At 62.2% G+C, this 23,828-nt stretch carries 24 protein-coding genes; 15 read left to right on the top strand and 9 right to left on the bottom strand.

All coding sequences use genetic code 11. From position 1 onward, the window contains the following. The first annotated feature begins 70 nt into the window (after nt 1-70). The 6 genes from VOI21_RS04500 to arfB all read left to right on the top strand — a co-directional run bounded on the left by VOI21_RS04500 (nt 71) and on the right by arfB (nt 5,356). Nucleotides 71-652, top strand: a complete 582-nt coding sequence (locus VOI21_RS04500) for an acyl-CoA thioesterase (protein WP_323768105.1) — start codon at nt 71-73, stop codon at nt 650-652. A 99-nt stretch (nt 653-751) separates the two neighbouring features. After that, the gene (locus VOI21_RS04495; RefSeq protein ID WP_323768103.1) at nt 752-2,122 is read left to right on the top strand and encodes an MFS transporter; all 1,371 of its coding nucleotides are present in this window, start codon (nt 752-754) and stop codon (nt 2,120-2,122) included. After that, a complete protein-coding gene (gene mepA, locus VOI21_RS04490; RefSeq protein WP_323768101.1) occupies nt 2,119-3,036 on the top strand; it encodes a penicillin-insensitive murein endopeptidase in 918 nt (305 codons plus the stop codon). Before VOI21_RS04495 ends, mepA begins: the two co-directional genes overlap by 4 nt. Nucleotides 3,037-3,043: 7 nt before the next feature. Further along, a complete protein-coding gene (locus tag VOI21_RS04485) occupies nt 3,044-3,943 on the top strand; it encodes an esterase-like activity of phytase family protein (RefSeq protein WP_323768099.1) in 900 nt (299 codons plus the stop codon). Between the two features lie 99 nt (nt 3,944-4,042). Next, nucleotides 4,043-4,684 (top strand): queuosine precursor transporter, encoded by a 642-nt coding sequence (locus VOI21_RS04480; RefSeq protein WP_323768097.1) that lies wholly within the window; start codon nt 4,043-4,045, stop codon nt 4,682-4,684. 252 nt (nt 4,685-4,936) lie between these two features. Further along, entirely contained in the window at nt 4,937-5,356 is a 420-nt protein-coding gene (gene arfB, locus VOI21_RS04475) for an alternative ribosome rescue aminoacyl-tRNA hydrolase ArfB (protein ID WP_323768095.1), read from the top strand. A gap of 126 nt (nt 5,357-5,482) precedes the next feature. Here arfB and VOI21_RS04470 read toward each other — a convergent pair whose 3' ends face one another. Both VOI21_RS04470 and lysA read right to left on the bottom strand, forming a co-directional pair. Continuing rightward, nucleotides 5,483-8,029 carry a DUF4175 domain-containing protein gene (locus VOI21_RS04470; protein ID WP_323768093.1) on the bottom strand — a complete coding sequence of 849 codons (2,547 nt, stop codon included), beginning with the start codon at nt 8,027-8,029 and terminating at the stop codon, nt 5,483-5,485. Between the two features lie 37 nt (nt 8,030-8,066). After that, on the bottom strand, nt 8,067-9,332 hold the full coding sequence (gene lysA / locus VOI21_RS04465) for a diaminopimelate decarboxylase (protein WP_323768091.1): 1,266 nt from the start codon (nt 9,330-9,332) through the stop codon (nt 8,067-8,069). Between the two features lie 206 nt (nt 9,333-9,538). Here lysA and VOI21_RS04460 point away from each other — a divergent pair, with 206 nt between their 5' ends. After that, nucleotides 9,539-10,360, top strand: a complete 822-nt coding sequence (locus VOI21_RS04460) for an SDR family NAD(P)-dependent oxidoreductase (RefSeq protein ID WP_323768090.1) — start codon at nt 9,539-9,541, stop codon at nt 10,358-10,360. A gap of 37 nt (nt 10,361-10,397) precedes the next feature. Here VOI21_RS04460 and VOI21_RS04455 read toward each other — a convergent pair whose 3' ends face one another. From VOI21_RS04455 to argH, 3 genes are read right to left on the bottom strand one after another with little or no spacing between them, the layout of a single operon-like run. Beyond that, entirely contained in the window at nt 10,398-10,706 is a 309-nt protein-coding gene (locus tag VOI21_RS04455) for a DUF2834 domain-containing protein (protein WP_323768088.1), read from the bottom strand. After that, a complete protein-coding gene (locus VOI21_RS04450; protein ID WP_323768086.1) occupies nt 10,706-10,852 on the bottom strand; it encodes an argininosuccinate lyase in 147 nt (48 codons plus the stop codon). Before VOI21_RS04450 ends, VOI21_RS04455 begins: the two co-directional genes overlap by 1 nt. Then, nucleotides 10,849-12,240, bottom strand: coding sequence for an argininosuccinate lyase (gene argH / locus VOI21_RS04445; RefSeq protein ID WP_323768084.1), 1,392 nt, complete (start codon nt 12,238-12,240; stop codon nt 10,849-10,851). The genes VOI21_RS04450 and argH overlap by 4 nt, the downstream gene beginning before the upstream one ends. A 21-nt stretch (nt 12,241-12,261) precedes the next feature. Here argH and VOI21_RS04440 point away from each other — a divergent pair, with 21 nt between their 5' ends. Further along, entirely contained in the window at nt 12,262-12,831 is a 570-nt protein-coding gene (locus VOI21_RS04440; protein ID WP_323768082.1) for a TlpA disulfide reductase family protein, read from the top strand. Between the two features lie 98 nt (nt 12,832-12,929). Here VOI21_RS04440 and VOI21_RS04435 read toward each other — a convergent pair whose 3' ends face one another. Then, on the bottom strand, nt 12,930-13,082 hold the full coding sequence (locus VOI21_RS04435) for a hypothetical protein (RefSeq protein WP_323768081.1): 153 nt from the start codon (nt 13,080-13,082) through the stop codon (nt 12,930-12,932). 321 nt (nt 13,083-13,403) lie between these two features. On the opposite strand from VOI21_RS04435, the gene VOI21_RS04430 reads away from it, so the two are divergent. From VOI21_RS04430 to VOI21_RS04415, 4 genes are all read left to right on the top strand, one after another. Further along, entirely contained in the window at nt 13,404-13,793 is a 390-nt protein-coding gene (locus VOI21_RS04430) for a hypothetical protein (RefSeq protein WP_323768079.1), read from the top strand. Next, complete coding sequence (locus VOI21_RS04425; RefSeq protein ID WP_323768077.1) at nt 13,790-14,716, top strand: sterol desaturase family protein; 927 nt, start codon at nt 13,790-13,792, stop codon at nt 14,714-14,716. The genes VOI21_RS04430 and VOI21_RS04425 overlap by 4 nt, the downstream gene beginning before the upstream one ends. Nucleotides 14,717-14,907: 191 nt before the next feature. Further along, a complete protein-coding gene (locus VOI21_RS04420; protein ID WP_323768075.1) occupies nt 14,908-15,669 on the top strand; it encodes an OB-fold-containig protein in 762 nt (253 codons plus the stop codon). 24 nt (nt 15,670-15,693) lie between these two features. Then, nucleotides 15,694-17,379, top strand: coding sequence for a flotillin family protein (locus tag VOI21_RS04415; RefSeq protein WP_323768073.1), 1,686 nt, complete (start codon nt 15,694-15,696; stop codon nt 17,377-17,379). Nucleotides 17,380-17,607: 228 nt separating this feature from the next. On the opposite strand, the gene VOI21_RS04410 is transcribed toward VOI21_RS04415, so the two are convergent. From VOI21_RS04410 to hisC, 3 genes are all read right to left on the bottom strand, one after another. Next, nucleotides 17,608-18,186, bottom strand: a complete 579-nt coding sequence (locus tag VOI21_RS04410) for an extensin family protein (RefSeq protein ID WP_323768071.1) — start codon at nt 18,184-18,186, stop codon at nt 17,608-17,610. Nucleotides 18,187-18,248: 62 nt separating this feature from the next. Beyond that, the gene (locus VOI21_RS04405) at nt 18,249-19,169 is read right to left on the bottom strand and encodes a prephenate/arogenate dehydrogenase family protein (RefSeq protein WP_323768069.1); all 921 of its coding nucleotides are present in this window, start codon (nt 19,167-19,169) and stop codon (nt 18,249-18,251) included. Then, on the bottom strand, nt 19,166-20,251 hold the full coding sequence (hisC, locus tag VOI21_RS04400) for a histidinol-phosphate transaminase (protein ID WP_323768067.1): 1,086 nt from the start codon (nt 20,249-20,251) through the stop codon (nt 19,166-19,168). The genes VOI21_RS04405 and hisC overlap by 4 nt, the downstream gene beginning before the upstream one ends. Nucleotides 20,252-20,372: 121 nt before the next feature. Between hisC and VOI21_RS04395 the strand changes: the two genes are divergently transcribed. Genes VOI21_RS04395 through VOI21_RS04385 form a run of 3 tightly spaced genes read left to right on the top strand, consistent with a single transcriptional unit; the run spans nt 20,373 to nt 23,667 of the window. Then, nucleotides 20,373-21,983, top strand: a complete 1,611-nt coding sequence (locus VOI21_RS04395; protein ID WP_323768064.1) for a substrate-binding domain-containing protein — start codon at nt 20,373-20,375, stop codon at nt 21,981-21,983. Then, nucleotides 21,983-22,585, top strand: coding sequence for a 5-bromo-4-chloroindolyl phosphate hydrolysis family protein (locus tag VOI21_RS04390; RefSeq protein WP_323768062.1), 603 nt, complete (start codon nt 21,983-21,985; stop codon nt 22,583-22,585). The genes VOI21_RS04395 and VOI21_RS04390 overlap by 1 nt, the downstream gene beginning before the upstream one ends. Further along, nucleotides 22,582-23,667, top strand: a complete 1,086-nt coding sequence (locus tag VOI21_RS04385) for a hypothetical protein (RefSeq protein WP_323768061.1) — start codon at nt 22,582-22,584, stop codon at nt 23,665-23,667. Before VOI21_RS04390 ends, VOI21_RS04385 begins: the two co-directional genes overlap by 4 nt. Nucleotides 23,668-23,828: the final 161 nt, after the last annotated feature.

Raw genomic sequence — 23,828 nt, 5'->3', positions numbered from 1 at the left:
AAGTGTGCCGCGAGGTCTTGATTGACGCGCCCGCCGCAGCGCAGCAACAAGGACACAAAGGAGTCTGCCCATGTATCCCTTCCTGCGCCTCTTCTGGCAAAGCCATCTTGCCCGTCGCGCCCCGCGGCTTGGCCTCTTGGAAACACATGTCTCGACCCATCTCTGCATGCCTTGGGATCTTGACCTGTGGATGGAGCTGAACAACGGGCGCACGCTGACGATCTATGACCTCGGGCGCATCCCGCTGGGGTATCGAACCGGACTGTTCGACGTGCTCCAGCGTGAACGCTGGGGCTTGACCGTCGCGGGATCGGTCGTGCGTTACCGGCGGCGTGTGCGGCTGTTCGACAAAATAAAGATGCACTCGCGCCTGCTGGGTTGGGACAAGCGATTCATCTACATTGATCAATCAATGTGGAAGGCAAACGGCGACTGCGCCAGCCATGCAGTCTATCGGACCGCATTGACCGACGCCAACGGCATCGTGACCACGGATCGGTCGACCACGGCGCTTGGCGCGCCCGCCGACAGCCCGCCGCTGCCGGACTGGGTGCTCAAATGGATCGAGGCCGAAGACGCCCGCCCGTGGCCCCCGCAAACCCTCAATGCGCCCGACCTGATCGCCGCCGCGCAGGTCAAAGACGCCGCATAAGCCCGCAACACGGACCGGCTCACAGCTGTCCCTTGCGCAAGGCCCCTTGCAACGCCATGCCGCGATAGGTTCTATCGCGGCATTGGGCAGGGGGCAGCCATGGCACATCCAACGAAAAAACAACGCATCTGGGGTTGGATGTTCTTCGACTGGGCACAACAGCCCTATGCCACCCTTGGCCTGACCTTTATCTTCAGCCCCTATTTCGCCGCCGTCGCCGCCGAGTACTTCCTTGCCCAAGGGGCTGGAAGCGACGCCGCCAAAGCGGGCGCGCAAAGCCTTTGGTCCTCGGCCCAGACAATTGCCGGGCTCGCGATCGCCTTTTCTGCGCCTCTGCTGGGGGCCTGGGCCGATGCAACTGGACGCAAACGCCCGTGGTTCTGGCTGTTCACCGGAATCGCCATCGCCGCCGCTTTTTCATTGTGGATGCTAAAGCCGGACGGCACCGGGCTTTATTTCGTGCTGGCGCTTTTCTGGCTGGGGTTTGTTGCCAGCGAATCCGCCTTCAACCTGAACAACGCAATCCTGCCCAGCCTCGGCACGCCAGAGGAGGTTGGGCGCATCTCTGGCACCGCCACCGCCTTTGGCTATTGGGGCGGGGTGCTGTCGCTGTTCCTCATGCTGCTGTTTTTTGCCGAAAACGAGACGGGCAAGACGCTGATCGGACTGTCCCCCGCCTTTGGCCTTGACCCGGAATCGCGCGAAGGAACGCGCTTTGTCGGGCCATTTATCGGCCTGTGGTTTGCGATTTTCCTGATCCCCTTTTTCATGTGGAACCGGGACGACCCGCTGGAACGCAAGACCCCGGAAAGCGTGCGCCGTGTTCTGTTGGACCTGCGCGACTACATCGGCAACGTCTGGCATCGCAAATCCTGTCGTAGCTTTCTGCTGTCATCGCTGTTTTATCGCGATGCGCTGACGGCGCTTTATGCCTATGGCGGTATCTACGCGACGCTGGTTCTGGACTGGCAGGTCATCCAGATCGGCGTGTTCGGCATTGTCGCGGCCATCTCCGCCGCAATCCTGTCTTGGGCGGGCGGGTTGGCAGATCAACGGTTTGGACCCAAGCCAGTGATCCGCATCTGCATCTGGCTCTTGATACTGGTGGGATCGGTCATCGTGGGCATGTCACGCGAAAGCCTGTTCGGGATACCCTTGGCTGAAGGCTCTGCTGTTCCGGATGTGATTTTTTACATCTGCGGTGCAGCCATCGGCGGCGCGGGCGGCGCGCTGTACTCTGCCTCAAGGTCGATGATGGTACGCCACTGCGACCCGCTGCGCCCGGCAGAAGGGTTCGGCCTGTTTGCGCTGGCAGGCAAAGCCACCGCCTTTCTGGCCCCCGCAATGATCACTGTCTTTACCTACACCACCCAATCCAACCAGTTGGGCTTTCTCCCCGTGATCGGGCTTTTCCTGTTGGGCCTCGTTCTGCTAGTCTGGGTAAATCCCGAGGGAGAAAGACCCGAATGATCCGTTTTGTGACCGCCATTTCCCTTGTCCTTGCCTTGGCCGCCTGTGGTGGCGGAGGACGCGATATTTCCGGTGACCGCACCCCGGCTCGTCCGCTGGACCCGGTGCTGTCTTCGAAACAGGCCAAACAACTGTTCGGCGCCAAGGCGCAGGCCTCGCCGCAGGCAGCGGCCCCTTTCGGAGGCTATGCCAAGGGTTGCCTCGCTGGGGGCGTGCAATTGCCGGAAACCGGCCCGACATGGCAGGCCATGCGCCTGTCGCGCAACCGTAACTGGGGCCACCCTGAACTGATCGACTATGTGCAAGACCTCAGCCGCAAGGCCGCCGCGCAGCCCGGCTGGAGCGGTCTTTACCTTGGCGATTTCAGCCAACCACGCGGCGGTCCGATGCTGACCGGCCATGCCAGCCATCAGATCGGGCTGGACGCCGACATCTGGATGCTGCCCGCCGACGACCTGAACCTGTCGGTCAAGGCACGTGAGAACATCTCGTCCATCTCGATGCGCCGTGCCTCCGGGGCCTACACGAACAACAAATGGACCAAGCAGCACCATGAGATCCTCAAGGCCGCCGCCAGCGACCCACGCGTGGCGCGGATCTTTATCTTTCCCGGTGCCAAGGTTCAGATGTGCAACGACGAAAAGGGCGACAAGTCGTGGCTGCGCAAGGTGCGGCCGTGGTGGGGGCACCACTATCACTTTCATGTGCGCCTCAGCTGTCCCAAAGGCGCGACTGGCTGCGTCGATCAGGCCGCCCCGCCTCCGGGCGACGGCTGCAAAGAGGCCCAAGGCTGGGTTGACCGTATCCTCAACCCGCCGCCGCCCGACCCCAACGCCAAACCCTCGCCGCCAAAGCGAGAGTTGACGCTGGGCGATCTGCCGCGCCAATGCGCCGACGTTTTGTCCGCGAACTGATCTTCGCATGATGTTGCCTCTGTACCACCGCCTGCGGGCGGTCCTTGGCGGGTGCGCCTTGCTTCTTTATCTGGCAGGCTGCACAGCGCAATCTGGCAACAAGGTAGAGTTTGTGGGTCGTCTGGACTGGCCTGCGCAAGCGCACCATTCAGGCGGCTTTTCAGGGCTGGAGATCAGCGAAGACGGACGCCAGTTCCTCGCCCTGTCCGACCGGGCCGGACTTATCGAAGGACAGTTTATCCGCGAAGGGACGCGGCTTGTGCGGATAGAACAAAGCGCGTCACAACGACTTCGGGACGACTCTGGCGCGCTGCTCAAGGACGAACGTGCCGATTCCGAGGGGTTGGCTCTGGGCTCCGACGGTCGGATCTATATTTCTTTCGAGGGCTGGCACCGGGTCTGGGCCTACGACGGACCAAACAACCCACATCCGCTGGACAGCCCGCGCGCGTTTAATACGTTCGAAGGCAACAGTGGGTTGGAGGCACTCGCCATCGACGGACGGGGGAGGCTGTTTACCCTGCCGGAACGGTCGGGCCAAATAACCCGCCCCTTCCCAGTCTGGCGCTATGACAGCGGGCAATGGCAAGAGATCTTTTCGGTGCCGCGCCGGGGTGGTTTTCTTCCCGTGGGGGCGGACTTTGGACCCGATGGTTTATTTTACCTGCTGGAACGGGAATTCACCGGCATGTCCTTTCGCTCACGCGTAAGACGGTTCAACTTCGGCGAGGATCGCGTCCTGTCCGAAGAGGTCCTGCTGGAAGCCTCCGGTCTCAAACACGGCAATCTTGAAGGCATCGCTGTCTGGCGCGACACGGCGGGCGCAATACGGCTGACCATGGTGTCAGACGACAACTTTCAGAGCTTTCAACGCAGCGAGTTTGTCGAATACCGCGTGACGGAATGACCGTGAAAATCGCTTGACGCCTCATAAGGCCGGCCTTATGTGCGCCCAATCCGGAAAACCGGATCAAGTCCCCGCAACCTTGTCAAAAACGGGTCACACATGACACGCGCACATATTCCCGGCATTCTTGCCATGGCCGCCATCGTTCTGGCGTCCAACATCCTCGTCCAGTTCCTGTTTGGCCAATGGCTGACATGGGGGGCGTTCACGTATCCACTGGCCTTTCTCGTCACCGACCTGATGAACCGCATCTATGGCCCCGGCCCGGCGCGACAGGTGGTCTTTGCCGGCTTTGTCGTCGGCGTCGTCTGCTCGCTGATTGGCACGCAGATCATGTTGCAGGGCGACGGGTACACCTATCCCGCGGTGACGCTGCGGATCGCCATCGGCTCTGGTCTGGCCTTCCTGACAGCGCAACTGATGGACGTGGCGATCTTTGACCGGCTTCGGAAAGGGCACTGGTGGCGCGCGCCGCTTGCCTCAACGCTGGTCGGTTCGACACTGGACACGGCGCTGTTCTTCACCATCGCCTTTTCGGCAGGGCTCAACTGGATAGAGCCCGCAAATGATGTCAGCTGGGCCAACGAAATCCTTCCGTTCCTGGGCTCCGGCCCCGAAGCACCGCTGTGGATGTCACTCGCCGCGGCCGACTGGATGGTCAAGCTAAGCCTCGCCCTGCTCGCCCTCATCCCTTTCCGTCTGATCGTTTCCTGGGCACGCCCGGAACAGAAATCGGCTTGATACGCAAAAAAGACTTTGTGGTCGGCGATACCCGTGCCACCATCATCTTGCGTTTTCAACAGCTGAAAGGAGGTGATCCAGTGTCGAGAGAAGCATTGGAGAGAGGTGTCGGAACAGTTCGGGAGATTGCGCCCTAGGGCAGCCCCTGGGGTGACAACCCCCCGAATTGGCAGTGCCTAACCGGTCCCGCCTCCGTATTCTCGAAGGGCCGCTGATCTGGCGGCCCTTTTTCTTTTGCCCTACATAAACATCATGCTGCGCGTCACCGATCATATCACCATCGAGGACTGGGAACTGACGGAACAGTTCATCCGCGCCTCCGGCCCCGGCGGGCAGAACGTGAACAAGGTGTCCACGGCGGTCGAACTGCGGTTCGAGGCAGAGCGGTCTCCGAACCTGCCCCCCGCCGTCAAGACCCGCCTGCGCAAGCTGGCCGGGCGGCGCTGGACCAAAGAGGGCGCTCTGGTAATCCAGGTCGAAGATACACGCAGTCAGGCCCGCAACAGAGAGATTGCCCGCCAGCGTCTTGCCGAGCTTGTGCAAAAGGCGACCGAAAAACCCAAACGCCGGATTCCGACCAAACCCACCCTCGGGTCGAAACGCCGTCGTCTTGATGCCAAAAAGCAACGGGGCGAGATCAAGTCGACACGTGGCAAAGTCGATCCCGAATAACGTCACAAACGGCCCACGCCTTCACTGCGGTTTCTCCTTTGCAAAAATACTCCTGCCGGAGGCATCCCGAGGGACCGGCCAAAGGCCGGACCCGAGACACCCTGCGCGCGTCAGCGCTCTACTGGATCAGAACCGCTCCAACAGACGATCCAGATAGTTGCGCTCTTCCTCGGGACGATCCAACTCGCCAGAGCGTTTGCGCAATTCACCCAGCAGTTCTTCGGCCCGACGATAGACGTCCTGCCCTTGCAACAGCCCCTCATCCGTACCGACCCGGCCTGTGTTGCCAGAGTTGCGGCCCAGAGGATCGCGTTGCTGTGCCGGATCGCCGCCTTGGGCAAAGCCCTGCTCGCCGGTGCGTTGCTGCTGCTGTTCGGCCAGCGCTTCTCCCAGATTACGCATGCCCTCGCGCAGGGCCTCCATCGCGCTCGACTGCCGGTCGATCGCTTCGGCCAGATCACCATCCCGCAGCGCGCGCTCGGCCCCGTCCATGGCACCGTCAGCCCGCTCCAGCGCCTCGGCGGCGCGTTCACCGGCCTCTGTTCCCTGTCCGGGCAGCGCCTGTCGCTGGCGGTTCAACTCGTCGCGCAAGGCCCGCTGGCGTTCGGCAAGATCGCCTGCCAGATCACCGCCGTCGCCCTGTCCCGGATCACGCCCCTCTTGTCCCTGCCCGGGTTGACGCCCCTGCGGACCGGGCTGGCCCTGTCCCGGCGGCGGACGTTGGCCCTGACCGCGCTGGCCGTCATTGAGATCGCGGAACGACTCGTCCGACAGCTCCTGCTGCTCACGCAGAGTGTCGGCCAGACCTTCCATCGCCTGTTCGCCCGGAGACTGACCGCCGCCACCCGGCCCTTGGGTCATCTGCATATTGTCCAGCATTTCCTGAAGCTGGCGCATCGCTTCCTGCGCCTCGGCCATGCGACCCTGCTCCATCAATTCCTGAATCTTGTCCATCATCCGCTGGATATCATCCTGTGACATCTGGATCATGTTCTGCGGGTCCATCCGCTGACCCTCGGGATTGTCCTGCGCCTGCTGACGGCTCAATTGCCGCATGTAGTCGTCCGTCGCCTCGCGCAGTTCCTGCATCAGTTCGGCGATTTCCTGATCCGAAGCGCCGTTCTTCATCGCCTCTTCCAGACGCTCACGCGCCCGTTGCAGGCGTTCCAGCGCATCCTGAAGGTCACCCTCTTCCATCGACAGGGCAAGTTCCCACATGGCCTGCGCCAACTCGTCCTGCTTTTCGTCGGTGATGGCGCCGTATTTCGCCAAGAGCTCAATCCGCGTGGTCAACGTGCGCAGGCGCAACTGTTCCACGTCCTTGCGGAACAGGTCTTTGGGTTCATTCAGGATCGCCTTGAAGATCTGCACGATCATCCCGGCGTTCTCACGGTTCCACAACAGCGATTGACGCTGCTCGATCAGCGCTGCCGCCACGGGGTCAAAGAACCGTCGCCCCGGCATGGTCAGTGCCTCGGGTTCCGAAAGGCCACGTTGGCCGCGGCCGTCCTCCACCTCCAGCGTCAGCTTGACCGGCAGGTTCGCCCAAGGGTGCAGCGAAAAATTTCCTACCAGAGAATTGGTGAAATCCGCGCGGTTGCCCGCAACCGGCATCGACAGCGGCACCTCAATCATCTTGCGCTGTTCCGGCGCGATGGTGCGGCCATAGCGGCGGTCGACAGCATCAAGATCCAGCACAAACCGCGCCGTCCCCGTCACAACCCCGTGGTCGTCCGATGCGGTGTAGGGGATCTGCGCCTCACCCTCATAGCTAACCTCGATCTCACCATCGCGTTTCACGCTCGGGGCCGCGTCGGGGATCATAGCGATCTGCCAAAGGCGGCCACCCGGTCCCTCCACCGCCAGTTCACCGGACCGCAGAACCGCAAAATCCTGTGCCGTGTCCTGTGCCCCTTCCGGTGTCAGAGCACGGCCAGACACGCTTTCGCGGATGCTCAGCGCACCGACCTCTCCGTACATGCGCAACGTGATCTCTGCCCCCTCGGGCGCTTCGATCGACGCGGCGGTGATGTCGTTAAGGTAGACCGAAGGCAACCGAGTATAAGCAGGCGGCTGCATCCAGCCTTCCCAGGCAGGCCCCTGCGCCAGATCGGGGCCACCGGCCCCCATGCCCGTCACAGACTGCACCCGCACAAGCGAGCCGAACAGAATTGCAACCGACAGCGCCAAAAGCGCAACATAGCGCAACGCCAGCGGATCGTTCCGCGAGACGCGCAGGTCCGGCTCTACCGCCCGCGCTTCGGCCAGACGGGCGCGCATTCGGGTCTGGTGCGCGCGCCACACAGCGGTCGAGGCCGCGTCACCGCCGCCAATCGCCTGCGTATCCAGAGAGGCCTGAATAGGGTTGCCCTTCAGTGTTGCGTCCAGACGCACCATCGCCGCCCCGCGGGAGGGCCAGCGGAACCGCCGCGCCCCGTACCAAACCGCCCAAAGCGCACCAGCAGCCAGCACGGCACCGGTCGCCCAGACCCATTCGACCGCAACCTCGTCCTGTACCCCCAGCATCAACAGGGCCAGCGTGAAGATCACGATGGACCACAACGGCCAAAAGCTGCGCGCAAGCCGTTCGGCAGCCATGCCAAGACGTGTCAGCGCCAGTGGCCAGCGCAGGGTGCGGAAGATATCCGATGAAGGGTCGCGGGTGGGGGGCATATCGCTCCTCGCAATCAGTGACGGCGAGGAGGATGCCTCACAGCCATTCCGGGATGGTATCGCGATTTATGATCTCGTCAAAGGTCGGCCGTGCGCGGATAACCGCGAATTGATCGCCATTGACCAGCACCTCGGGGATCAGCGGGCGGGTGTTGTACTCGCTCGACATCACCGCACCATAAGCCCCGGCAGAGCGGAAAGCGACCAATTCCCCGGCCTGAAGCGGCGGCATCAGGCGTCCCTTGGCAAAAGTGTCACCGCTTTCGCAGACCGGCCCGACGATGTCATAGGGGTGTAGCTCCGCCCCGGCGGGTGCCTCTTTTACAGGCACAATCTCATGATGCGCATCATACATGGCCGGACGGATGAGGTCATTCATCGCCGCGTCGAGAATCAGAAAATCGCGGCCCTCGCCCTCTTTGACGTAGATGACATCGCTGACCAGCAACCCGGCGTTGCCGACAATCAGGCGGCCCGGCTCAATCTCGATCTCACAGCCCAGATGGCCAACGGTGCGCTGGATCAGCGCACCGTAATCCATCGGCAGCGGCGGTGCCTCGTTCGAGCGGGCATAGGGAATGCCCAACCCGCCGCCCAGATCCAGCCGCGTGATCTCATGCCCATCGGCGCGCAGCGCCTCTGTTAGTTCCGCAACCTTGAGATAGGCCTGCTCAAACGGCTCCAACTGGGTGAGTTGCGATCCGATATGCACGTCGACGCCAATCACCTTCAGCCCCGGCAAGGCCGCGGCCTCTGCATAGACCTCGCGGGCGCGGGCAATCGGAATACCGAACTTGTTCTCGGACTTGCCAGTGGCGATCTTGGCATGGGTCTTGGCGTCCACATCCGGGTTCACCCGCACGGTGATCGGCGCGACAACACCCATCGACGCGGCCACCTCAGAGATGACGCGCATCTCCGGCTCACTTTCGACGTTGAACTGGCGAATGCCGCCTTCCAGCACCTTGCGGATCTCGTCCCGCGTCTTGCCGACGCCGGAAAAGACGATCCGCTCCCCCGGAACGCCCGCCGCCTTGGCCCGCGCGTATTCACCACCAGACACCACGTCCATGCCCGCGCCCTCGGCGGCAAGCGTTTTCAGGATCGCCTGATTGGACGCTGCCTTCATCGCGTAACAGACAAGGTGCGGCCCCCAGGCCAGCGCCTCATCGAACAACCGGAAATGGCGCACCAGCGTCGCGGTCGAATAGACGTAAAACGGCGTGCCTACGTTGGCAGCGATCTCCGCCACCGGGACGTTCTCGGCAAAGAGCTGCCCGTCTTGATAGATGAAATGATCCATGACCGCGGCTTTAGCCGAGCGCGCGAATTTGGGCCAGCCCCCTCTTGCGCAAACCCAAGTCGCAGCAAGCCCCCTTTGCATTTCTTCTGTCCAAAAATATCCCGGGGGAGTCGCCCAGCGGGCGACGGGGGCAGCGCCCCCTCCCCCTTGTCCACGCCGTGCAACGCGCTCTACTCTGGCACCGCAAACCAAACGAAAGGCGCACCATGCACGAGGCGATCAAACACGGCAACGTGGCTGTCATCACCGGAGCCGCCTCCGGCATCGGTCTGGAGATGGCGCGCAGGCTTGCGTCACTTGGTCTGCGCGTCTGCATCGCAGACCTGCCCGGCGATACGCTCCACAGGGCCGTGGATCACGCCGGGGCCGCGCTTGGAGTGGCCTGCGACGTCTCAGACGTTGCGCAAATTCGGGCGCTCAAGGCACGGGTCGAGGAAATGCTTGGGCCGGTCGATGTCGTGATGAACAACGCGGGCATCCAGCCCGGCAGTTCTATCTTCGACGACGATGGCACGTGGGAGCGGATCATCGCGGTAAACCTCTGGGGCATCATCCGCAGCAGCCAGATTTTCGCGCCCGATATGGCGACCTCGGGCCGCAGCGGATTGATCATCAACACCGGGTCGAAACAGGGCATCACAACGCCGCCGGGCGACCCCGCGTACAATGTGTCAAAGACCGGGGTTAAGACCTTTACCGAGGCGTTGCAGCACGAATTGCGCAACATCGACGGCAGCCGGACAGAGGCGCGGCTGTTCGTCCCCGGTTGGGTCCACACCCCTCTGACCGCGCGCGGCCGGACAGAGAAACCCAAAGGGGCATGGACGCCGGAACAGGTCGTTGACTTCCTGCTGGAGGCGCTGGGACGGGACGAGTTCTATATTCTCTGCCCGGACAATGATGTGGATCGGGCCACCGATGCCAAACGCATCCTATGGGCCGCGCAAGACGTCACCGAAAACCGCGCGCCGCTGTCGCGCTGGCATCCGGACTACGCCGAGGCCTTTGCGGCATGGCTCAAGACCTGACTTCACGTGTAGGGCGGGGTTTACCCCGCCGCCTGCCCTAGACAGGGTGAGAGCGAAACCAAAGGTACAGTGGCAGGCCGCAACTGACCCCGATGCAGAACGTGGCCGGGATCGCCAGCAGCGCAGCCCAGTTCCGCCGCACCGCGACTTCGGCGACGATCCAGATCGTCAACACCAACGCCGCGATGGTCAGATCCCAGGTCAACCCCCGCGTGCTGTCATTGACGTACCAGGCGTCGATCATCACGCCCATGTCCCAGCCGTTCCCGGCCAGGAACGACACAAAGTAATACATCGGGTGCACGGCCCCCCAAAGCGCCAGCGCCAGCCAGAGCCATCGCAGCATCAGCCCTTGATCCCGACCTCGGCGGTGCCGGTCACCGTGACGCTGATGCCGGGGCCGGACGTGGTCGGGCCCCCGGGCGTTTCGGGCTCGCCGTCCGCCCCGCAGGCCGCCAGTGCGAGCAGTCCGAGAATTGCAAGTCGCCTCATGCCAAACGCCCTTTCCAGGATGCAATCTGTTCGCGCACACGCTGCGGCGCGGTGCCGCCATAGCTCATCCGCGAGCGGACAGAGTTGTGCACGCCCAGAACATCATAGACCGACGCGTCGATATTCCCATGCACTTCCTGCATCTCATCCAGCGTCAGATCCGGCAGGTCGCACCCCTTGCCCTCAGCCTTGGCGACAAGGCTCCCGGTCACATGGTGCGCATCGCGGAACGGCAGGCCGGTTTCGCGCACCAGCCAGTCGGCAAGGTCCGTTGCGGTCGAGAACCCGGCAGAAGCGGCACCTTCGAGGTTGGCGACATTGGCGGTCATGTCCCGCACCATCCCCTCCATCGCGGCAAGGGCCAGCATCCAATTGTCGGCGGCGTCGAACACCTGTTCCTTGTCTTCCTGCATGTCCTTGGAATAGGCCAGCGGCAGCCCCTTCATCACCATCATCAGCGCGACATTCGCTCCGAAAATCCGTCCAATCTTGGCGCGGATAAGTTCTGCGGCATCGGGGTTCTTTTTCTGCGGCATGATCGACGATCCGGTCGAAAAGCGATCTGACAGAGTCACAAACCGGAACTGGGCCGAGGACCAGATCACCAGTTCCTCGGCAAAACGGCTGAGGTGCATGGCGCTGATCGAGGCGACCGACAGGAATTCCAGCGCAAAGTCACGGGCGCTGACAGCGTCCAGCGAGTTGCCCATCGGTTGGTCAAAGCCCAGCGCAGCGGCCGTCATGTGGCGGTCGATCGGAAAACCGGTGCCCGCCAGCGCGGCGGCACCAAGGGGCGATTCGTTCATCCGTTTGCGAGCGTCGCGGACGCGGGACAGATCACGCCCGAACATCTCGACATAGGCCATCATGTGATGGCCCCATGTCACCGGCTGCGCAGTTTGCAGATGGGTAAAGCCGGGCATGACCCAATCGGCCCCTGCCTCGGCTTGCCCCAGCAGCGCCTGCATCAACGCGATAAGACCACCCTCTGCAGCGTCCAGCTGGTCCCGCACCCAAAGACGGAAATCTGTTGCGACCTGATCATTCCGCGAACGTCCGGTATGCAGACGCCCTGCCGGTTCGCCGATCACTTCTTTCAGCCGCGCCTCCACGTTCATGTGGATGTCTTCCAGCGCGGTCGAAAACTCGAAGGTTCCGCTTTCGATCTCTGACAAGACCGTGAGCAATCCTTCCCTGATCGCCTCGGCATCGCTATCAGTGATGATGCCCGTGGCCGCCAACATGGCGGCATGGGCACGAGACCCGGCAATGTCTTGGGGTGCCATCCGCTTGTCGAAGCCAATCGAGGCATTAATTGCCTCCATGATGGCATCGGGCCCGGCGGCAAAGCGGCCGCCCCACATCTGGTTCGAGGTCTTGTCAGACATTGGGTGTCCTTCGGAGGTCATATGAAACGTCTCACGCTTGCGGCTCTCTATACTGCCGCATTGATGCTTGCAAATCCGGTCGCCGCCGATGTTGAGGCCGCCAAGGCCGCAGCCACCGGCGACATGCGCAAGATGGTTTTCCACGCCGAGCCCAAAGCCGTTGGCACGGCGGATTTCATGACCTTCGACGGCGCGCCGCTGAACCTGTCGGACTGGCAGGGCAAATGGGTAGTCCTGAACTTCTGGGCGACTTGGTGCGCGCCCTGCCGCAAGGAGATGCCAATGCTCGCTGCCTTGCAAGAGGAACTTGGCGGTGAGAATTTCGAGGTTCTGACCATCGCCACCTCACGCAACCCGCCGCCAAAGATGAAGGCCTTTTTCGACGACATCGGTGTCGACAACCTGCCGCTGCACCGCGACCCCAAGTCTATGCTGGCGCGTCAAATGGGGGTTCTGGGCCTGCCGGTGACCCTGATCCTGAACCCCGAGGGGCAAGAAGTCGGTCGGTTGACCGGCGATGCGGATTGGTCCTCGGACGACACGCGCGCCGTTCTGAATGCGCTGATGGGCATCGACGGCGACAGCACCTGATCGCAAGGTCAAGAGGACAAAGAGAAAACCCCGCCCGGAGATCCGGACGGGGTCTTTTTGGAGAGAGAGAGAGAGAGTAATTCTGGTTGGCCGGGCGATTACCGCCGCTGACCGAACCGGGGTCTTTGTTCCACCTTCACCCGTTGCACAGCGGGCGCGCGAAACAGGCGCGATTGCAACGTGGCGGCCGCAAAGGCCAGCAGGCAAAAGATGGACAACGTTGCGATCACGTTCACTAAACTCCGGTTCATCGGCCCCCACCGACAAGACTGAAACTGGGCAAAACCGGGGCGGACCTCAATGGTTTTCGCCCAACTCAGGCCAAAAACCCCCTCCCGTGATGACAATTCGCCGGTAGACGCGACACTGTCCCCGAAACTTGCGGCTGTTGTGCCTCATTTCGTCGGCCCACGGACCTCAACCCCTCGAATCGGAATGCGCCCCTCAGCGCGGCTCGGTCTCGGATGTCGGTCCATAGCTCCGGCATCCCCTTAGCCCTGATGGACAGACTGACGCTCCGTCGCTTTTGACAGTCGGGCCCTGCTGGGCAAAATGGCCTTTCAGGAGGAGACATGCCGTTAACCGTGCTCATTGGGCTGGTGGTTGTGGGGATTGCCGCCATTGCCCTGTTGATCCACACCACTGGTTTGTCGCAACCCCGCCGTTTCACGACGGAAGATGCAGCGCGCACCGCGTGGACCCGAGAGTTCCCATCATCCGATATCACCGAGGTCACCCTCTGCCGGTCCGGGCGCGCGGCGCTGATCGACACGGATGCCGGTGTCGGCGTTGTCTGGCCAATGGGCGCTGACAGCACCGCGCGCAGGTTGACGGGTGCAAGGGTGACACGCCGCGACGGCGGACTGGCCCTGCATTTGCCCGACTATGCCGCACCAACCGTCCGGCTGTATCTGGACCCCGACGAAACCGCCCTCTGGGCAGAAAGGATCGGCGCGCCATGAGCGACCAGATCACCTTTCCCGATGTTGTGCAGCTGGCCGTGCCCTTTTTCATCGCCGCCATTCTGGCCGAATTGCTGTGGATCCGCATCACCGGCAAAGGTGGCCGGTATGAAACCCGCGATGCTGTCACCTCTTTGATCATGGGGGCAGGCAACGTCGCCGCCGGCATCGCGCTTGGGTTCATCGCCTGGGGCTTTTTCCTGTTCCTGTGGGAGCTTACGCCGCTTGATCTGGGGATCTCATGGTGGGTCATCGCGCTGTGTTTCGTGCTGGACGATCTTCGCTATTATTGGGTTCACCGATTTGGTCACCGCATCCGCTGGGTCTGGGCCAGCCACGTCAACCACCACTCCTCCCAGCACTACAATCTTACAACCGCGCTCCGGCAGACTTGGACCTACACGTTCACCTTTATGATGGTGGTGCGCGCGCCACTGATCCTGATGGGGTTTCACCCGGCGCTGGTGCTGTTCTGTGGTGGGCTGAACCTGATCTACCAGTTCTGGATTCACACAGAGACGATTGGCCGGATGCCAAAGTGGGTGGAGGCGGTGATGAACACGCCCAGCCACCACCGCGTCCACCACGGGCGCAACGCCCGCTATCTGGACGCGAACTACGCTGGCGTCTTTATCGTCTGGGATAAACTGTTCGGGACTTTTGTGCCCGAACTGGACGAGGAAAAACCTGATTACGGCCTTGTCCACAACATTGGCACGTTCAACCCGATCCGCGTGGCCTTTCACGAATGGGTTGGCATCTGGCGCGATGCGACCCAACCGGGACTAAGTCTGCGGAACCGCCTGATGTATTGCGTCGCCCCGCCGGGGTGGAGCCACGACGGCACCCGCGAAACCTCGGACCAGATCAAGGCACGGCACCTTGCGACCAACCCGGAAGAACGCGGAACGCCGGGGTTCTGACGCGTCGCGCAACCGCCCGAAATCACGCTAAGAAGTCCGGCATTCCGGACTTTCCCTATGCCGTGCCATTGTCCATGCCTGTCATGATCCTGTTGCAGGATCGGCCGATTTTGCCATCATGGTCTTGTAACGGGACCGTGAGGTCCCCAAATGGTATGTATACCTTTGTATACATTAATTCCGGAGAAGGCATGTTCGAACTGCTTATGTCAGACGGGATGTTCCCGTTTACCCTCGCGCTCGCCCTGCTTTTCGGGCTTTTGATACTCGAAGTTGTCTTTGGACTGCTGGGGGGCACACTGCTTGGCGCAGGGGCGGACGGCGTCGATATCGACGGGCCGGATCTGGACGTTGACATGCCCGACCTGGGCGATCTGGGCATCGATCTGGGGTTGGACGGCACCGACATCGACATCGGCGACCTCGAACTGGCAGAGCCGGATCTGGACGGACCCGACCTTGACGGCGACATTCCGGACGGCGCGCCCGACGGGGCGGACAGCATCGCGGCTTGGTTGGGCTTTGGCAAAATGCCCGCGCTGATCTGGCTGGCGGCCATCCTGCTGTCCTTTGGCCTGTCGGGTCTCGTGATCCAGACCGTCGCCACCAACATCCTTGGCGGCCCGCTGCCCGCTTGGCTGCCCGCCCTGCCCGCTGCTGCCGCCGCGATCTGGTTCGCCCGCCAATTCGGCACGCTCTTTGCGCGCCTCTTGCCGAAGATGGAGACAGAAGCCCTGTCAGAGCGCCATCTTGGGCGTCGCGCGGGCGTCGTGACCCAAGGCACCGCCGCCCGTGGCCGCCCGGCAGAGGTGCGCGTCACCGATCGGTACGGCAATATGCACTACCTGCGCGCCGAACCCTTGCGCGACGACGTGACCATCCCGCAGGGGACAGAGGTCATGGTCCTGCGCCACCGATATGAGACCGGCTACCTGCTGGTCGCCCTCACCTGAATTTTCGAACCATAGGGGACTTACATGGACAATATTACACCCATCCTCATTATCGTCGTGGCCGCGCTGGCCTTCGCCGTTCTGATCATGCTGGTGCTGGCTCGCCTCTACCGCCGCGCCACGCGGGAGGTCAGCCTGGTCAAGACCGGTGCCGGTGGCAAAAAGGTCATCATGGACGGCGGTGTCATCGTCATCCCGCTGCTGCATGAGGTCAGCCCCGTCAACATGAAGACGCTGCGCCTGGAGGTGCAGCGCAACGGTGAGGCCGCGCTGATCACCCAGGACCGGATGCGCGTCGATGTCGGGGTCGAATTCTACGTCTCCGTCATGCCCACCGAAGAGGGCATCGCCCGCGCCGCCCAGACGCTGGGCGACCGTACATTCTACGTCGACCAGTTGCGCGAAATGATCGAGGGTAAGCTGATCGACAGCCTGCGCTCTGTCGCCGCCAAGATGACCATGGACCAACTGCACGAAAACCGCGCCGACTTTGTGCAGGAAGTGCAGAACACAGTGTCGGAGGACCTCACCAAAAACGGTCTCTCGCTGGAATCCGTGTCACTCACCGCGCTGGACCAGACCCCGTTTGAGGCGTTGGACGAAAACAACGCCTTCAACGCCGTCGGTATGCGCCGTCTGGCAGAGGTCATCACCAAATCCCGCAAGGAACGCGCCAACATCGAGGCCGAGGCAGATGTCGCCGTGCGCCGCGCCGAGATGGAAGCGTCGCGCCAGAAGATCGCCATCGAGCAGGACGAGGAACAGGCCCGCATCGAACAGATCCAGCGCATCCAGACCATGCGCATGGCGCAGGAGGCCGAAATCGCCGCCCGCACCGAGGACAGCAAGCGCGAAACCGAACGCTCTCGCATCGCCCGTGAGGAATCCGTGCGCGGCGCCGAGATCGAGCGCGAGCGCAAGATCCGCGAAGCCGAAATTGCCAAGGAACGTCAGCTTGAGGTGGCCGAACAGGACCGCCAGATCATCATCGCACAGAAGTCCGAGGAAGAAAGCCGTGCCCGTGCCAGCGCCGACCTTGCCCGCGCCGAAGCGACCAAGGCGATGGAGGCGGTGACCACCGCCAAGGAGGTGGCAGAAGCCGAACGCCTCAAGCAAATCGCCCTGATCGAAGCGGCGCGTGAGGCCGAACGCCTTGCCACCGGTATCCGCCTTTCGGCGCAGGCCGAAAAAGACGCCGCCAGTGACCGCGCCAGCGCCCGCCGCGAAGAGGCGCAGGCCGATGCCGACGCCATCACCATCCGCGCCGAAGCCAAGAAGATGGACTTGCTCGCCGAGGCCGAAGGCCGCCGCGCCATCGCCGATGCCGAAAACGTCCTGTCGGCCGGACTTATTGCCATGAAGATCGACCTTGCCCGGATCGAGGCATTGCCCAAGATTTTGGCCGAGGCTGTCAAACCGGCGGAAAAGATCGACTCGATCCGCATTCACCACCTCTCTGGCCTCAATGGGACGCAGGGTGGCGCAAGTGGCGGGGTCGGCGACAAACCTCCGGTCAATCAGGCGCTCGATTCGATCTTGGGCATGGCCGTGCAACTGCCTGCGCTGAAAAAGCTGGGTGAAGAACTGGGTATGACCATGGACGGCACGATCGACGGCCTGATGAGTAGCACTCCTGCCGCCGCGACGGATGACCCTGCTCCGGCCGAGGACGCGCCGAACCCGGACACGCCGGAAACACCTACGGCCTGACGCGCATTAACAAAGCGGCGACGCCTCGCGCGGGGCGTTGCCGCTGCCGACCTGCGCCAAACGCGCAGTTCCGTCACACCACTTAACGTTTCTTCTGTCCAAAAATATCCCGGGGGGCTCCGCAGGAGCGGGGGCAGCGCCCCCTGCAACGCCGACACGCGCGTAGGGTGGGTTTTCAACCCACCACCGCCAGCAGGCCGCGCCGCTTAGGTCTCTATGCCAGCCACTTTACCGGCAATACGCGCCGTTGCCGTGCCGCTTGGTGTCAAAATGAAAGTGATCGCGGTGAAAGCGGTCCGATTCCGGACCCAGCACCGTGCCAAAGACCCCGCAGGCCTCCTTGTGCATCCGGCGCAGCGCCTTGCCGTCCTTGCGCCTGCTCCAGCCATCTTCGACCGTGATGCTCGACCCGTCTTTGAGCAGGATCGCCGAAATGTCGATCGCTTTGCCGCGCCCATGTTCGGAAATCGGCGCGCCGGGCTGGTTGTTGCGCGTCCGGCAAGAGTAATGGGCCGCCACCTTCAGCCCGGACACCCCGCCGCCGCGCCGACCCACCGCCGGTTTCGCGCCCTCACGAACCCAGACCTCTAGTGCGCGCGCCGTCTTGCAGTCCATCAGCGCACCCTGGGTCAGGCGCACGTTGCCAATCGACTGCAACCGAACCGCGTCCTTGATCCCACAGGCCGACAGTTTGCCCGGAACATTGCCTACAATCTCGCCCTGCAAAGCCGGATCACCGCAAAGTCCGCCGCCCTTGCCCGTACTGCTCGAAAAGGCGTTGCCCAGCTTGTCCAGTCCGTTCGACACCTGCTCTCTTGCCCCGCAGGACCCAAGCAACAGGAGACAGCACAGACCAAGAGCGAGGTGTTTCACCGTTTTACCTTTACGCGACCGAAATCCGGTTCATTGGTATCCTGACCGGCCTGCAAAATGCCACGGCGTATGGCCCGCGTATGGGTGAAATAGGCGTGAAGCTGCTCACCATCGCCAGTGCGAATGGCCCGTTGCAGCGCCATCAACTCTTCGGTGAAACGTCCAAGGATCTCGATCGTGGCATCCTTGTTGGTCAGGAATACGTCGCGCCACATGGTCGGATCACTGGCCGCGATCCGGGTGAAGTCGCGGAAACCGGCGGCTGAGAACTTGATCACTTCCTGATCGGACACCCGCCGCAGATCGTCCGCGACACCGACCATCGTGTAGGCGATCAGGTGCGGCACGTGGCTGACCACGGCGCAGACAAGGTCATGGTGTTCCGGCTCCATCACCTCTGTGTTCGATCCCAAGGCCTGCCAATAGGCCTCTACCCGCGCAACAGCTTGCGGGTCGGCCCCCTCGACCGGCACCACAAGGCACCACCGATTGTCAAAGAGCGAGGCGAACCCCGCTTCCGGCCCGGAATGTTCGGTCCCGGCCATCGGGTGACAGGGTACAAAATGCACACCTTGCGGGATATGCGGGCCGACCTCGTCAATCACCGTGCGCTTGACCGATCCGACGTCGATGACCGTGGCCCCCGGTTTCAGATGCGGCGCGATCTCTTCGGCCACCTTGCCCATGACCCCCACCGGCGTGGCCAGAACCACCAGATCGGCACCCGCCACAGCCGCCTCAAGCGTGTCGACAACTTCGTCACACAGACCGATCCGGCGCGCCGTTTCGCGCGTGTCTTCAGATCGTGCGTAACCTGTCACATGCCCGGCCAGACCGCCGCGCTTCATCGCCCAGAACATTGACGACGCAATCAGGCCCAGACCGATCAGTGCCACACGGGGGTAAATCACGCTCATCGTGCACCCGCCTTGAACAACCCCACATAATGCGCAACCTGACGGCAAGAGGGTTCGTCCCCGACGGTGATCCGCAGGCAATTGGGCAGGTTGTAACCCGCCACCCGTCGCACGATCAGACCCTGGCTTTGCAGATACAGGTCGCAGGCCTCGGCCTCGGCCTGATCGGCAAAACGCGCCAACACGAAATTCGCCGTGGAGGTATCGCTCGGCACCCCGTGTTCGGCCAGCGCCTCTGCCAACCAAGCCCGCAGCCGGGTGTTATCACTCCGGCATTTTTCGACAAAGGCCGTGTCGCGCACCGCCGCCTCTGCCGCCGCCAATGCGGTGCCGGACAGATTGAACGGACCGCGCACCCGGTTGAGCACGTCGATCACCTCTTGCGGTCCATAACCCCAACCGACCCGCAAACCGCCCAGACCGTAAAGCTTGGAAAAGGTGCGTGTCATTACCACGTTGTCGCGATGCTCGACCAGCTTGGCACCACCGTCGTAGCCGTCGACATATTCCGCATATGCCCCATCCAGCACCAACAAGCACTGGGGCGGCAGTCCCTCGGCCAGCCGCTCGATCTCGGCCAGACCAATCATCGTGCCGGTGGGGTTGTTTGGATTCGCGATGAACACCAGACGCGTGGCGTCGGTGCAGCCCGCAAGGATCGCATCGACGTCTGTGACCCGCTCACGCTCTCGCACCTCGACCGGTGTGGCCCCGGCGGCCTGCGCGCTGATGCGGTACATGGCAAACCCGTGTTCCGTATACAGAACCTCGGTCCCCGGCCCGGCGTAGGCCTGACAGAGAAAGGTAATGATCTCATCCGACCCGACACCGCAAATCACCCGCTCGGGGTCGACGCCGTGGACCTCGCCGATGGCATCGCGCAGCGCCCGGTGGTCGGTGGAGGGATAGCGATGCAACTCATGCACAGACCGCTTGACGGCTTCTTGTGCGGCGGGGCTTGGCCCGAACGGGTTCTCGTTCGAGCTGAGCTTTACCACATTGGTCACGCCTTTCACATGGGACGTGCCGCCCACGTAAAGTGAAATGTCCATGATACCCGGCTGCGGTTTGATCGCTGTCATTCTGACCTCCTGAAGCCACCTGTGCATAACGCCGCGCCTTCGCTTAGAAAAGGCACAAACGGGTTCCATTCCCTGCCGCGCGAGATACCATGCCGCCAAGGATATTTTCCGGAGTCGTGTCATGAAGACATTGTTTGCCGTATTTGCTGCGTTGATTGTGATCCTGATCGCGCTTCTTGTCCTGAACAGCGGGGCCTTGGGCCCCCGAGTTGCGCTTCACATCGTGTCCGGATCTGAGAACCGCGCGCTAGAGCCTCTGATCCGGGAATGGGCACACAACAATCGGGCCGACATCGACATCACCTATCTTGGCTCCGTCGACATTTCGCGCGAACTGGCCAAGGGAACAGAGACCGAATTTGACGCGGTCTGGCCGGCCAACTCTTTGTGGATCGAACTGGGCGATACACAAAAGGTGGTCAAACATGACGCATCCGTCCTGCGGTCGCCTGTTGTGCTGGGCCTGCGGACCTCCATCGCCACGGATCTGGGCTGGATCGGACGCGACGACATCACCATTCAGGATATTCACGCGGCCGCGCAGGAAGGCAAGTTCCGCCTGTCGATGACTTCTGCCACGCAGTCGAACTCAGGCGCTTCGGCGTTCTTTGGTTTTCTCTACGCGCTGTCCGACAATCCGGATGTGCTGACCATGGACAATCTTGCCGACGAAGCTGTGCTGGACGGCGTGCGCGATCTTCTGGCGCAGGTTGACCGGTCCTCGGGGTCATCCGGTTGGCTGGTAGAGGCGCTGGTCGACAATTCTGCCTCTTTCGACGCGATGTTCAATTATGAGGCGCTGCTGATCGAGGCCAATCAAAAGCTGGTCGAGGCGGGCAAGGAACCGCTCTATGCGATCTACCCGGCCAACGGGCTGTCGGTGGCCGACAGCCCGCTGGGCTATATCTCGAAGGGGGATGCAGACAAGGAGGCCAAGTTTCTTGATCTGCAAGAGTTCCTGAACTCGCCGGAGGCGCAGGACCTGCTCAGCAGCCTCGGCCGCCGCGCCGGGCTGATCGGGCTGGATACGTCCAAGGCAGACAAGGCAATCTGGAACCCGGACTGGGGCATCGACTTGGACCGCGCTATCGCGCCCATCCCCACTCCCTCGTCCGAGGTCATCGCAGAAGCGTTGCGCCTCTATCAGACGGAACTGCGCAAACCGTCCCTGACGGTCTGGGTGCTGGATATCTCCGGTTCGATGGGAGGTGAGCCGATCCGCGACCTCAAGGACGCCATGGCACTGCTGCTGGACCCGGACGCCGCCGCAGTAAACCTGCTACAACCCTCGTCGCGCGACGTGACGATCATCATACCGTTCAACCACAACATCGTCGCCCCCATCGTGATCGAAGGCAATGACGCCACTGCGGCGGAACGCGCATTGCGCTTTGTCAACAACCTGCAGGCCGATGGCGGCACGGATGTCTACTACGCCATCTACGAGGCGTTCGAGGCGATGCGCCCGTATTCCGAGGACGGCACCCTGTCCGACTTCCTGCCCGCGATTGTCGCCATGACCGACGGCGCCTCGGACACGGAAAACCGCACACCGCTGCTGTTGCACATGGAACAGACCCGCTACACCCGCGACATCCCAATCCACACCATCGCCTTTGGCAATGCCGACAAGGAACAACTCGACGAACTGGCCAAAATGTCCGTCGGGCGGTTGTTCACTGCCGGTGAGGACCTCGCAAACGCGCTGCGGTCGGCGAAGGGGTACAATTGATGGGGCTTCACGACGGACCCCGACAGATAGTCGCCGGGGCGATGTCGGCGGCAGTTTTCCTTGGGCTGTTCTTTGGTATCTCACTGGTTTGGTGGCTGGCGCTTATCCTTGCGGCGGTGGTTTATGGCGCGCTGCTGTTGGTCATCCCGCGTCGCAAACGCGCGGATGAGATCATCCTTGGTGCCCGCGTGTCCGCAGCCGACATGCAAAACGCCGGTGCCGCACTGCTGGACCACGCCAGCCGGTTAGAGGCGACGGTCGAAAAGCTGCCCCAAATCGACGCAGAGGCGGTGCAGGGCATGGCCGCGCACGTCCGGTCTATCCGCACCAATGTGCTGGGTGACCCCGACGACTACCGCCTGACCCGCCGCTTTATCAGCACTTATCTGCCCAATGTGGTGCAAACAGTGGAAGCCTACGCCAATCTTGCTACCCGCACGCGCGGAGATCAGGCCCAACGCCTTGCAGCACTTGGCGAACAGATCCGTGGATTTAACAAGGTGGTCGAGGATATCGACCGTGCCTGTATCGAAAATGACCTTGCCGCGCTGGAATCCGAAGTGGACGCGTTGGGCGCACAATTGAATCGGAGGATCAGATGAACCGCACGCTGATTGGTCTTGGAATCCTTGGAGTTGTAGCCGCGGTTGCGGTTGGCGTCTCGATGGTGGATTTCTCGACGCTGACCCGCAACGTGACCTCGCGCCAACGCGCTGACGTGGCGATCTACTTTGGCGGCGAAAAATCCGCCCTACTGGCGAATGAGCGCGTGGCCGACATCATCCAAGACCGCTATCGCATCGACCTAGACGCCACGAAGGCCGGTTCGGTCGAGATGGTGACAACCTTGAGCACCGCCGGAAAGGACTGCCTCTGGCCATCGACCATGGTTGCGGTCGAACTGGCCAAACACAGCGGCAAGCCGGTCTTGGGCGATGAGACAATCTTTAACTCGCCCATCGTGTTCTACGCCTGGGAAGAGGTCGCCGAGGCGCTGAAAACGCAAGGTGCGGTGAGTGACAAGGACGGCACGCTGACCGCCAATGTCGATGCCATCGGCCAACTGATTTCGTCCGGTGCCCGCTGGCAAGAAGATCTGGGCCTGAACATCTACGGCCCGTTCAAGGTCTTCTCGACCCACCCGGCGAAATCGAACTCCGGCAATATCTGGTCAGGCCTTCTGGCGACCGTCTTTAACGACGGCACGCCCCCGACAGAGGCCGACCTGCCCAGCGTCCTGCCCCGGGTAAAGGCCTATTTCGAGGCGATGGGTCATATGGAATCGTCCTCGGGCGACATCTTTGAAAACTTTCTGAAACAGGGCATGGGCGCGCGGCCCATAATCGTCGGCTATGAAAACCAGTTGGTCGAATTTCTGAGCGTGAATGAGCAATACGCAGAACTGATCCGCACCAAGATCCGCGTGATCTATCCAGAACCCACGATCTTTGCCTCGCACCCGCTGATTTCGCTGACCCCTGCCTGCGACCGCCTCAAAGAAGCGTTGATTGACCCCGACATTCAGAAACTCGCTTGGGCCGAACACGGGTTTCGCACCGGGCTGATCGGGGTCCAGAATGACCCCGCTGACATCAAGGTCGCGACCCTGCCCGAAACCGTGGCGCTGGTAGTGCCAATGCCTGCGGCCAAGGTGATGGAGGCGATTATCGCCGCCGTCCAGTGACCGCCACGCTATCGTTTTTATGTCCCAAGGGCGAGGGGCGCCTCGACCCGATCGATTTGGACTGAACAACCCGGGCGTCAATGATGTCGACCGGGCCGCCAGAAATGGCTGGTCCTGTTTCAACTTCAAGCGCAACGACGGGTTCAAATCCGACTGGAACT

The sequence above is a fragment of the Antarctobacter sp. genome, assembly GCF_034670325.1.
GTDB lineage: Bacteria > Pseudomonadota > Alphaproteobacteria > Rhodobacterales > Rhodobacteraceae > Antarctobacter.
Note: the sequence above shows the minus strand (reverse complement) of the source record. Positions and strands in the feature narration are given on the sequence as shown.

Excerpts from the sequence above, each read along its gene's own strand:
- lysA (WP_323768091.1), bottom strand. The coding sequence starts at position 9,332 with ATGGATCATTTCATCTATCAAGACGGGCAGCTCTTTGCCGAGAACGTC.
- VOI21_RS04425 (WP_323768077.1), top strand. The coding sequence starts at position 13,790 with ATGAGCGACCAGATCACCTTTCCCGATGTTGTGCAGCTGGCCGTGCCC.
- VOI21_RS04470 (WP_323768093.1), bottom strand. The coding sequence starts at position 8,029 with ATGCCCCCCACCCGCGACCCTTCATCGGATATCTTCCGCACCCTGCGC.
- VOI21_RS04440 (WP_323768082.1), top strand. The coding sequence starts at position 12,262 with ATGAAACGTCTCACGCTTGCGGCTCTCTATACTGCCGCATTGATGCTT.
- VOI21_RS04460 (WP_323768090.1), top strand. The coding sequence starts at position 9,539 with ATGCACGAGGCGATCAAACACGGCAACGTGGCTGTCATCACCGGAGCC.
- VOI21_RS04420 (WP_323768075.1), top strand. The coding sequence starts at position 14,908 with ATGTTCGAACTGCTTATGTCAGACGGGATGTTCCCGTTTACCCTCGCG.
- VOI21_RS04395 (WP_323768064.1), top strand. The coding sequence starts at position 20,373 with ATGAAGACATTGTTTGCCGTATTTGCTGCGTTGATTGTGATCCTGATC.
- hisC (WP_323768067.1), bottom strand. The coding sequence starts at position 20,251 with ATGACAGCGATCAAACCGCAGCCGGGTATCATGGACATTTCACTTTAC.
- VOI21_RS04455 (WP_323768088.1), bottom strand. The coding sequence starts at position 10,706 with ATGCTGCGATGGCTCTGGCTGGCGCTGGCGCTTTGGGGGGCCGTGCAC.
- VOI21_RS04430 (WP_323768079.1), top strand. The coding sequence starts at position 13,404 with ATGCCGTTAACCGTGCTCATTGGGCTGGTGGTTGTGGGGATTGCCGCC.
- VOI21_RS04405 (WP_323768069.1), bottom strand. The coding sequence starts at position 19,169 with ATGAGCGTGATTTACCCCCGTGTGGCACTGATCGGTCTGGGCCTGATT.
- VOI21_RS04435 (WP_323768081.1), bottom strand. The coding sequence starts at position 13,082 with ATGAACCGGAGTTTAGTGAACGTGATCGCAACGTTGTCCATCTTTTGC.
- VOI21_RS04415 (WP_323768073.1), top strand. The coding sequence starts at position 15,694 with ATGGACAATATTACACCCATCCTCATTATCGTCGTGGCCGCGCTGGCC.
- arfB (WP_323768095.1), top strand. The coding sequence starts at position 4,937 with ATGCTGCGCGTCACCGATCATATCACCATCGAGGACTGGGAACTGACG.
- VOI21_RS04480 (WP_323768097.1), top strand. The coding sequence starts at position 4,043 with ATGACACGCGCACATATTCCCGGCATTCTTGCCATGGCCGCCATCGTT.
- VOI21_RS04385 (WP_323768061.1), top strand. The coding sequence starts at position 22,582 with ATGAACCGCACGCTGATTGGTCTTGGAATCCTTGGAGTTGTAGCCGCG.
- argH (WP_323768084.1), bottom strand. The coding sequence starts at position 12,240 with ATGTCTGACAAGACCTCGAACCAGATGTGGGGCGGCCGCTTTGCCGCC.
- VOI21_RS04500 (WP_323768105.1), top strand. The coding sequence starts at position 71 with ATGTATCCCTTCCTGCGCCTCTTCTGGCAAAGCCATCTTGCCCGTCGC.
- VOI21_RS04390 (WP_323768062.1), top strand. The coding sequence starts at position 21,983 with ATGGGGCTTCACGACGGACCCCGACAGATAGTCGCCGGGGCGATGTCG.
- VOI21_RS04485 (WP_323768099.1), top strand. The coding sequence starts at position 3,044 with ATGATGTTGCCTCTGTACCACCGCCTGCGGGCGGTCCTTGGCGGGTGC.
- mepA (WP_323768101.1), top strand. The coding sequence starts at position 2,119 with ATGATCCGTTTTGTGACCGCCATTTCCCTTGTCCTTGCCTTGGCCGCC.
- VOI21_RS04495 (WP_323768103.1), top strand. The coding sequence starts at position 752 with ATGGCACATCCAACGAAAAAACAACGCATCTGGGGTTGGATGTTCTTC.
- VOI21_RS04450 (WP_323768086.1), bottom strand. The coding sequence starts at position 10,852 with ATGAGGCGACTTGCAATTCTCGGACTGCTCGCACTGGCGGCCTGCGGG.